General features: G+C 61.6%; 12 protein-coding genes. All 12 read left to right on the top strand.

Annotated elements, in window-relative coordinates; all coding sequences use genetic code 11:
* Window positions 1-265: 265 nt before the first annotated feature.
* The 12 genes from aspS to ABW22_RS00610 all read left to right on the top strand — a co-directional run bounded on the left by aspS (window position 266) and on the right by ABW22_RS00610 (window position 9,532).
* Window positions 266-2,056, top strand: a complete 1,791-nt coding sequence (gene aspS / locus ABW22_RS00660) for an aspartate--tRNA ligase (RefSeq protein ID WP_059750895.1) — start codon at window positions 266-268, stop codon at window positions 2,054-2,056.
* A 158-nt stretch (window positions 2,057-2,214) separates the two neighbouring features.
* The gene (locus ABW22_RS00655; protein WP_059750893.1) at window positions 2,215-2,520 is read left to right on the top strand and encodes a DUF2322 family protein; all 306 of its coding nucleotides are present in this window, start codon (window positions 2,215-2,217) and stop codon (window positions 2,518-2,520) included.
* On the top strand, window positions 2,517-2,957 hold the full coding sequence (gene nudB, locus ABW22_RS00650; RefSeq protein WP_059750891.1) for a dihydroneopterin triphosphate diphosphatase: 441 nt from the start codon (window positions 2,517-2,519) through the stop codon (window positions 2,955-2,957). The genes ABW22_RS00655 and nudB overlap by 4 nt, the downstream gene beginning before the upstream one ends.
* Window positions 2,958-2,964: 7 nt before the next feature.
* A complete protein-coding gene (locus ABW22_RS00645) occupies window positions 2,965-3,720 on the top strand; it encodes an endonuclease/exonuclease/phosphatase family protein (RefSeq protein ID WP_059750888.1) in 756 nt (251 codons plus the stop codon).
* Between the two features lie 232 nt (window positions 3,721-3,952).
* Complete coding sequence (gene clsB / locus ABW22_RS00640; RefSeq protein ID WP_059750886.1) at window positions 3,953-5,143, top strand: cardiolipin synthase ClsB; 1,191 nt, start codon at window positions 3,953-3,955, stop codon at window positions 5,141-5,143.
* 40 nt (window positions 5,144-5,183) lie between these two features.
* Window positions 5,184-5,483: a nucleotidyltransferase family protein gene (locus ABW22_RS00635; protein ID WP_059750884.1), complete on the top strand. Its 300-nt coding sequence runs from the start codon at window positions 5,184-5,186 to the stop codon at window positions 5,481-5,483.
* Window positions 5,480-5,968 carry a hypothetical protein gene (locus ABW22_RS00630; RefSeq protein WP_059750883.1) on the top strand — a complete coding sequence of 163 codons (489 nt, stop codon included), beginning with the start codon at window positions 5,480-5,482 and terminating at the stop codon, window positions 5,966-5,968. Before ABW22_RS00635 ends, ABW22_RS00630 begins: the two co-directional genes overlap by 4 nt.
* A gap of 295 nt (window positions 5,969-6,263) precedes the next feature.
* Window positions 6,264-6,500, top strand: coding sequence for a CopG family ribbon-helix-helix protein (locus tag ABW22_RS00625; RefSeq protein ID WP_059750880.1), 237 nt, complete (start codon window positions 6,264-6,266; stop codon window positions 6,498-6,500).
* Window positions 6,490-6,783: a type II toxin-antitoxin system RelE/ParE family toxin gene (locus ABW22_RS16585; RefSeq protein ID WP_082708331.1), complete on the top strand. Its 294-nt coding sequence runs from the start codon at window positions 6,490-6,492 to the stop codon at window positions 6,781-6,783. Before ABW22_RS00625 ends, ABW22_RS16585 begins: the two co-directional genes overlap by 11 nt.
* Before the next feature lie 208 nt (window positions 6,784-6,991).
* The gene (locus tag ABW22_RS00620) at window positions 6,992-8,167 is read left to right on the top strand and encodes a porin (protein WP_059750878.1); all 1,176 of its coding nucleotides are present in this window, start codon (window positions 6,992-6,994) and stop codon (window positions 8,165-8,167) included.
* 694 nt (window positions 8,168-8,861) lie between these two features.
* Window positions 8,862-9,116: a type II toxin-antitoxin system Phd/YefM family antitoxin gene (locus ABW22_RS00615; RefSeq protein ID WP_059750877.1), complete on the top strand. Its 255-nt coding sequence runs from the start codon at window positions 8,862-8,864 to the stop codon at window positions 9,114-9,116.
* Complete coding sequence (locus ABW22_RS00610) at window positions 9,116-9,532, top strand: type II toxin-antitoxin system VapC family toxin (RefSeq protein ID WP_059750875.1); 417 nt, start codon at window positions 9,116-9,118, stop codon at window positions 9,530-9,532. Before ABW22_RS00615 ends, ABW22_RS00610 begins: the two co-directional genes overlap by 1 nt.
* Window positions 9,533-9,537 lie beyond the last annotated feature (5 nt).

Here is a 9,537-nt window from a genome sequence, read left to right as displayed (position 1 = left end):
GTTGCCAAAACCAATCCCCTATAGGGCGGATGAGCGCAGTGTTATCCGCCGAATGAGCGACCCACATTCGGCGGATAACGCTTCGCTTTTCCGCCCTACGAAGGCCAATACCGCCTTGGGTACGCTCAATCACTTTGGCAACAAACCGGATAGGCAAGCTTTGTTTCTGACGGGCTAACGTGCGGGTCGATCGCGCGCTGAAATACATCGTCTCGATGGGCGCCGCTTCGGCTGAAGCGCGTCCCGGTATTTAATTAGGAAGAACATGCGTACTCATTACTGCGGTGCCGTCACCGCCGCCGACATCGGCAACACCGTCACCCTGTGCGGCTGGGCCCACCGCCGGCGCGACCATGGCGGCGTCATCTTCATCGACCTGCGCGACCGCGAGGGCATGATGCAGGTGGTGATCGACCCCGACACCCCGGAAGCCTTCAAACTGGCCGAAGACGTGCGCTCCGAATTCGTGCTGAAAATCGAGGGCCTGGTGCGGCCGCGTCCCGCCGGCACCGAAAACCCCAACATGCCGACCGGCATGGTCGAACTGCTGACCAAGAAGCTGGACGTGCTGAATCCCTCGCTGACGCCGCCGTTCCAGATCGACGACGACAACATCAACGAGAATATCCGCCTGCAGTACCGCTACCTCGACCTGCGCCGCGAGCCGATGCAGAAGAACTTGAAATTGCGTTACCGCGTGTCGAAAATCATGCGCGACTACCTCGACGCGCACGGCTTCATGGAAGTCGAGACGCCGATGCTGACGCGTTCCACCCCGGAAGGCGCACGCGACTACCTGGTGCCGTCGCGCGTGCATGACGGCATGTTCTACGCACTGCCGCAGTCGCCGCAGCTGTTCAAGCAGCTGTTGATGGTGGCCGGCGTCGACCGCTACTTCCAGATCGCCCGGTGTTTCCGCGACGAGGATCTGCGCGCAGACCGCCAGCCCGAGTTCACCCAGGTCGACCTCGAAACCTCGTTCATGAGTGAAGAGGCGATCATGAATCTCGTCGAGGGCATGATTCGCGACATGATGAAGCGCGCGCAGGACATCGACCTGCCCGCCGCCTTCCAGCGCATCAGCTATGCCGAAGCGATGAACCGCTATGGTTCCGACAAGCCCGACGTGCGGGTGACGCTGGAAATCGTCGACGTCGGTGATGTCATGTGTGACGTCGCGTTCAAGGTCTTCTCCGGCCCGGCCAACGATCCGAAAGGCCGCGTCGCCGCGCTGCGCATCCCCGGCGGCGCAGCGCTCTCGCGCAGCGAAATCGACGGCTACACCGAATTCGTGAAAATCTACGGCGCCAAGGGCCTGGCCTACATCAAGGTCAACGACGTGACCCAGCTCAACGAGTCCGGCCTGCAATCGCCCATCGTCAAGAACCTCTCCGAAGCCGCGCTCGCTGCCGTGATCGAACGCACCGGCGCTGCGAACGGTGATCTCATCTTCTTCGGCGCCGACAAGGAAAAAGTGGTGAACGACGCCCTCGGCGCGCTGCGCCTCAAGATCGGCCACGAGAAAGGCCATGTCGACGGCCGCGCCTGGGCGCCGCTGTGGGTGGTCGATTTCCCGATGTTCGAATTCAACGAGGGCGAGAACCGCTGGGACGCGCTGCACCATCCCTTCACCGCGCCGAAGGACGGCCACGAAGACTGGCTCGCCACCGACCCCGGCCGCTGCCTGTCGAAAGCCTACGACATGGTGCTGAACGGCTGGGAAGTCGGCGGCGGCTCGGTGCGTATCCACCAGCAGGACGTGCAGGAGAAGGTGTTCGCCGCATTGAACATCGGCGAGGAAGAGCGCCGCGAGAAATTCGGCTTCCTGCTCGACGCCCTGCAATACGGCGCGCCGCCTCACGGCGGCTTGGCGTTTGGCCTCGATCGTCTGGTCACCCTGATGACCGGCGCCGAATCCATCCGCGACGTCATCGCCTTCCCCAAGACCCAGCGCGCCTCCTGCCTGATGACCAACGCCCCCAACGTGGTCGACGATAAACAGCTGCGCGAATTGCACATCCGGCTGCGCAACACGGCAGGGGACAAGGCGGCTTAAAACCGATAGTTCGTACCAATGCAGACGCCATGAGCCATGGCCCAATGTAGGAGGCCCGCCCCCGGGCCGATTGCCGGCGGTTGCACGGTGCAGACAATCGCGCCGGGGGCGGCGCTCCTACATATGGACGCTACCCGGCGTGACAAGGGATTTTTGAAATGAAATTCGCCGACACCCTGAAAATCCTGCCCGAATTCGCGGGTGAAAAATTGGTGCTGACCGACGCCGCAGGCACCGAACTGGCGACGATCGCCAACGCGCCCGGCACCGCCGGCTCGTTCCGGGTGTATGCGTATCTCGCGCAGCAATATGGCGCGATCGACGCCGAGGCTGCCGCCGAAGGCCTGGCGATTTTCGCCGAACACACCGAGGACGCCAGCCGCCACCCCGGCACGCATCCCAACATCGACCGCCTGATCGCCATCCTGGCAACAGGCACCCCGCTCAACGCCCGCATCATTTGACCGCACACAAGATCCCGGTTTCCGTCCTCGTCGTCATCCACAGCGCTAACGGCCAGGTGCTGCTGATGGAGCGCGCCGATGCGCCCGGCTTCTGGCAGTCGGTCACCGGCTCGCAGGACGCAGGCGAAACCCTGGAGCAGACCGCGATCCGCGAAGTGCGCGAGGAAACCGGGCTCGACGTCACGCACTTCGAGCTGACGCCGTGGGCCATCGAAAACCGCTACGAGATTTATGAACGCTGGCGCCACCGCTACGCGCCCGGCGTTACCCACAACACCGAGCACGTGTTTGGCCTCAAGCTCCCCGCGCCGCTGCCGGTCACGTGCGCACCGCGCGAACATCTGCGCTACCTGTGGCTGCCGTGGGAAGAAGCGGCCGAACGCTGCTTCTCGCCCAGCAACGCGGCGGCGATTCGCCTGCTGCCCGCGCGCTTATAATGCCTTGATGACTTCCCCGCTGCACATCGCCAGTTACAACATCCACAAGGGCCTGTCGCAATTCAACCGGCGGCTGACCGTGCACGAGTTGCGCGACCGTCTCGGCACGCTGGGAACCGACATCGTGTTCCTGCAGGAAGTGCAGGGCTGCCACGGCCTGCGCGCCGCCCGCCGTTTTCATCACCTGGCGTGCTGGCCGCAGACCGAGTTCCTGGCGGGGCAGGTCTACACCGATTTTGCCTACGGCAAGAACTGCGTCTACGACACCGGCCACCACGGCAACGCCATCCTGTCGCGCTACAAGATCCTGTCCTGGGAAAACGAGGACATTTCCGCCCACGCCTACGAAAGCCGCGGCATGCTGCATTGCGAAATCGAGGTGCCCGGCATGGCCACGCCGGTGCACTGCATCAACGTCCATCTGGGGCTCACCGAAGGCGGCCGCAAGCGCCAGCTGGCGATGATCGCGGCGCGTGTGCACAAGCTGGTGCCGGACGATGCGCCGCTGATCCTGGCCGGCGACTTCAACGACTGGCAGATGCGCGTCGGCCGTTATTTCCATGACGAGCTGGGGCTGGCCGAGGTGTTCGAAGCCCACCACGGCAAGTCGGCGCGCAGTTATCCGTCCATCCTGCCGCTGTTCCAGCTCGACCGCATCTATGTGCGGCGCTTCAAAATCGAGGCCGCGCACGTCCACACCGGCAACGCCTGGCACCGTATTTCCGACCACGCCGCGCTCACCGCCAAGCTCAGACCGGCCTGATGACTGCGCCCAACCTGGCCCGATGTGGGATGCCCGCCCCCAGGCCGAATGCTGGCAACCGCACGGTGCGGGCATTCGCGGCGAGGGCGCCGCTCCTACGGGATAGGCCGGTAGCCCGTCGAATGCGGGCACCAATTGGCCCGACAAGCGAGCCTGCAATATTGGTGCGGCCCTCACGATGCCTGGTGAATTGTAGGAGGCCCGCCCCCGGGCCGAATGCTGGCTAACGTTCATGAAAACGCCCCTGCGCAAATTATTCTTTCGCGGAGCCGGGCTGGTTTCCGGCAACCAGCTGCGGTTGCTGCAAAGCGGCGTCGAATTCTTTCCGGCGCTGATCGCGGCGATCGACGTCGCGCACAGCGAAATCCATCTTGAAACCTATATTTTCAACGTCGACCCCAGCACCGAGGCGGTGCGCGATGCCCTGACGCGCGCAGCCCTGCGCGGTGTGCGGGTGCGGCTGCTGATCGACGGCGTGGGTTCGCGCGAGCTGCCGGCCGCCTGGCTGGATGCGCTCAGAACGGCAGGCGTCAGCGTGCTGCGCTATCGTCCGCTGGCGGGCCGGGGCTGGCGCTCCAATCCCAAGAGCCTGCGGCGGCTGCACCGCAAGCTGGCAGTGATCGACGCGCGCATCGCCCTGGTCGGCGGCATGAACCTCATCGACGACTTCGAGCCGGCGCACTTCGACGTGCCGCGGCTCGATTTCAGCGTCGAAGTGCAGGGGCCGCTGCTTGCCGGTATTCATCAAAGCGCCCGGCATCTGTGGCGGCTGGTGGCATTGACGCAACTGCGTGCCGGCGAAAGCCGGCCCCCGTTGATCCAGCCGTCCTGGCCGACTGATGGCCACGTGCGCGCCGCCTTCGTGGTGCGCGACAACTTCGCCCATCGCCGCGACATCGAACGGGCCTACCTCGCCGCGCTGGCGCTGGCGCACGACGAAATCATCCTCGCCAACGCCTACTTCCTGCCCGGCTATCGCTTCAGAAGATTGCTGAAAAATGCCGCCGCGCGCGGCGTGCGGGTACACCTGCTGGTGCAGGGTCACACCGACCACCCCTTTTTTCTGGCCGCCGCGCGCGCCCTCTATCACGACCTGCTCGCCGCCGGCGTGAGCATTCACGAATACCAGGCCAGCGAACTTCACGCCAAGGTCGCCGTGGTCGACAGCCACTGGGCCACCGTGGGCTCCAGCAACATCGATCCGTTCAGCCTGTTGCTCGCGCGCGAGGCCAATATCGTCGTCGACGACGCGGCCTTCGCGCACGACCTGCGGCAACGCCTGCACCACGCCATCAGCCAGTCCGTCCCGCTCGACGCCGCCGGCTGGCAACGCCGCGCCTGGCCGCATCGCATGCTGTCGTGGCTGGCTTACGGCGGCGTGCGGCTGATGGTGGGGCTGGCCGGCGTCGGGCGCTGGGTTTGAAGTCGGAATACCCAGTAGCCCAAGTGCTAAACTCAATGCCATGAGAGTTTCCGCTGAGCAACGACAGATCATTGTTGATGCTGTCCATCAAATATTTGGCCAGCAGGGAAGGGTGCGGCTGTTCGGCTCGCGTGTGGATGACCGGCGCAAGGGGGGCGACCTCGATCTGCTGGTGGAGCTTCCTCATTTGCCGGTTGATGCACCCTGGCAAGCGGCCCGCCTGGAGGCGAGATTGCAGCAACTGCTGGGCGAGCAGAAAATCGATGTAATTCTGGCGGGGCCCGAAAACGCGAATTGGCCCATCGTTCAGGAAGCCTCGCGAACCGGGATTCCGCTTTGAGTCTCAACTATCTCCCGGAACACGTGCCGGCTTTCGTGCGCGCACTGGAAATCGCCGAACGTGAGGCGCGTGCGCTCGAAGCAAGCTGGCATGGGCTCAATCAAATGGACCTGGGGGTTGATCAACTTGATCAACTTGCACCGGACGCCAGCCTTGCCATCAGCATCGAGGCGTTTGCGGCCCGCTTTGGGCGTCTGCAGGATCACCTGGGCGAAAAGTTGATTCCGCGCCTGCTTTTGCTGCTGGGTGAGGTTCCCGGCCCGCTGCTGGATAACCTGAACCGGGCCGAACGCCTGGGCATCCTCGAAAACGCGCTGGACTGGCTAGCGTGGCGCAAGCTGCGCAACCGGCTGGTGCATGAATATTTCCAGGAAACGACCTCTTTTGCGCAGGCCATTCAACAGGCGCTTCACGTCACGCCAGCCTTGCTGAATCTGCTCAAGGCGATTCGCCAGCGTGCGCAGCAGGCTCAGATGCCGATCTAGCAGTCTGTCGGACTTGAAGAATCGAAGCGAAAATTCGGCTGGGCGAGGGCAGATTTTGACGATTTTGCAGGGCAATAGTCGTTCTATTGCCCTATTGCCCAAAAAAGCGGCGAAATATGGACCGGCCAGGCGGATTTGCAGCCGATTTACTTCAAGTCCGACAGGCTGCTAGGATTGCAGTCGCGCCGCCTTGAGCGTGTCGCGCTGCCACGGTTTTGCCCGCACGCACCGCTTCTTTCCCCTTTTTTGCCGTGCTATGCTGTGAGTGTATACATCGTCACACAGGAGCAACTACATGGCCACGGCAATTCTTACTTTACGCGTGCCTGAAGAGACCAAGGCAAAGCTCGATAAGCTGGCGCAAGCCACGCATCGATCCAAATCGTATCTGGCGGAAGAAGCCATCGCGCGATATCTTGACCTGGAAGCTTGGCAGGTGGGTGAAATCGAACAGGCAATTCAGGAAGCCGACCGGGGTGATTTTGCGAGCCCGTCCGACCTTGCGAATTTGCTGAAGAAGTATGCAGGTTAAATGGCTTCGGCGCGCCCTGCGCAACCTTGAAGAAGAGGCGGCCCATATTGCACATGACAATCCTCAAGCTGCCGCTGCGCTGATTTCAGCAGTAGATGAGTCCACCTGTCTTCTAACCCGGCATCCCGACATGGGGCGACCCGGGCGCGTGCCAGGAACGCGCGAACGGGTATTGCCGCATTCCTCTTACATCATTCCCTATCGGGTCAAGGAACAGCGGGTCGAGATTCTCCGGGTGTTCCACACTTCGCGAAAATGGCCGCAGGGATTCGACGCCTCTTAAAGTCGGCGCCTTGGCCGGCCATTGCCTGATAGCTGTTGCGCGTGTGCAACAAAACAACACTTTTATCGCTGCGTGGCAGAAAAAACAACAGCTTTGCTTGCCCGCCCGGCCCGGGTCTGGATAATCGACTGCGTCCCCCAAGCACATATTGTGCAGGACAGTTCTGCAGAGTTAGAACCGCTTTATTCCAATCCAAGGAGATTTAGAGATGATGAAAAAGATTCTTGCAGCAGCGATCGTTTCCGCTTTCGCTGCCCCGGCATTCGCTGCCACCGCCAACGTTGACATTTATGGCGTCGTTGGCGTGTCCGTCGACTACGTTGACGGTGGTAGCGGTAACGCTGGTGACAACTTCACCAGCAAAGATTCCGAAAGCCGCGCCCGCGTGTCCAGCAACACCTCCTACATCGGCTTCAAGGGTGCTGAAGATCTGGGCGGCGGCCTCTCGGCCGTGTGGCAGATCGAGCAGGCCGTGTCCCTCGATCAGGGCGCTGGCACTGCTGCACCTGGCACTTGGGCGGGTGGCCGCAACAGCTTCGGCGGCCTGTCCAGCAAGACCCTCGGTTCGCTGACCTTCGGTAACCAGGACACCCCCTACAAGACCTCGACCGGCAAGCTCGACGTGTTCGGCGGCGGCCAGTACCTGGCTGACTACCGCAGCCTGTTCGGCGCGACCACCAACGGTTCCGTGCGCGCCACCAACTCCGTGCTGTACACCAGCCCCAGCCTTGGCGGCCTGACCCTGCGCGCCCTGGGCGGTGCCCAGCAGGAAAACGGCAGCACCCGCGACCCGCGCCTGTACTCGCTGTCCGGCGTGTACGAGAACGGCCCGCTGTTCGCGACCCTGGCTTACGAGTCGACCCGCTTTGCGACTGGTGCAGCGACAGTGATTGCTGGCGCAGGCGGCAACACCTACTCGACGGACCCTCTTAGCACCGCTGAAACCGACCAGAAAAGCTGGCGTGCAGGCGTGGGCTACAGCTTCGGCAACACCAAGCTGGGTCTGGCTTACGAGAAAACCGACCTTGATAGCGATGCGCTGACCGGCACGATCGATGGCGGCGACACCAGCGTCTCCACCGACCGTGACGCCTGGTACGCTAGCGTCGCACACAAGATGGGCAACATCACCCTGAAGGCTGCCTACACCAAGGCCAACGAGCTGGATGGCACGGACGACACTGGCGCCAGCCAGTACAGCCTCGGCGCAAGCTATGCGCTGTCCAAGCGCACCGAGTTGTTCGGCCTGTACACTCAGGTCAAGAATGATTCCGACGCGGCTTACAGTCTGGGCGGCGGCGGCACCGGCATCCATGCTGTTAACACAGCAGCTGTTGGCCAGGATCCCCGCGGCATCTCTGTGGGCATGATCCACAAGTTCTAATTCGGCATCCGCTGATTTAAGAGCAAGTGATCTAAAAACGGGCGCCTTCGGGCGCCCGTTTCAGTCTGCTGACAAAGCCCCCACAAGCTTGGGGCTTTGTGTTTGATAAGGGTTGCGAAAAATGGGGTCAGACACGATTATTTGCACCCCGCAGAAAATCTGGCACAGGTAAACTAACCTATCGGCGCAACCATGCGCAAGTTGGTGCATCTGTGCTTCGGCGTTCTTAAACATCAACAAATGTACCGACAAAATGTTGCAAATCCGGCTTGACTGGCAAGACGGTATCTACAGGGAATTGGTTTTGGCAACAAACCGGATAGGCAGATGTTCGATCAACTGGCGTGCCATTTCTTTGGCAGTTTGTATGATCCCAAATAATCCATTAGCCCGTCATTCCGGCGGAGGCCGGAATCCAGTACGAAAAAAAACCCGCAAAGCGGACAAAACCGTGATGTTGTCCCGCTTGCGCGGGAGAGTTTTAATCCGCTGGATTCCGGCCTCCGCCGGAATGACGCAGTTTTATCTAATGGACAATCTCGGATAATAGACCCCGTTTGCCGTTTGGGACTAGACTCCGTTTGTTTCCGAATTGTTCATGCAATGGTGGAATGTGATTTGGCGCACTCCTTCCTTGACATGTATCCACGTGCGTGAATAATAAGGCTATCTATATTAAGATAATGAGCTAGCCATGAAGGCCATTCCGGTATATGAAGCAAAAAACCGATTTTCGGAATTAATCGCCGCTGTTGAACGCGGGGATCAGGTCACGATTACGCGTCGGGGGGTGCCTGTTGCGAGGCTGGTGGCCGAGGCAGCTCTCGTGACCGATGAGGCAGGCCAGCGTCAGCGTGTTGCCTCGGCGCTGGAGCGGTTGCGCCGCATACGCAACGGGCTGGCGCTCGAAGGCGACTTGAAGGCGATTGCTCGCGATGGGCTGGACTAATGGCGTTTGTCGTCGACAATTCGGTGGTGTGCGGCTGGTTTATCGGTAACCAAACCACGGATTACACGGAGGCGGTCGCTTCGCGCTTGATGGATGAGAAGGCGCATGCGCCCGCCCTGTGGCAATTCGAATTTGCCAATGTGCTGAGATCGGCATGCAAGCGCGGCGCGCTTGACGCGCAGGGGGCGCATGAGGTCATCGAGCAGGTTGCCGCGTTGCCTATCATGGTCGACCGGGACACGCCGGGACCCGCAGCGATTCTGACCTTGGCGCTACGCTATGATTTGACGAGCTATGACGCGGTCTATCTTGAGCTTGCCCTGCGTTTGCAGCTTCCGATCGCGACGCAGGATGCGGCATTGATGGAGGCGGCGAGGGCGGCCGGGGTAGGACTATTCAAAGCGGCTGGTCACTGAGCCCC

The organism is Thiobacillus denitrificans, assembly GCF_001530125.1.
GTDB lineage: Bacteria > Pseudomonadota > Gammaproteobacteria > Burkholderiales > Thiobacillaceae > Thiobacillus > Thiobacillus denitrificans_C.
The sequence above is the reverse complement of the archived record's forward strand: the minus strand, read 5'-3'. Positions and strand labels throughout refer to the sequence as shown.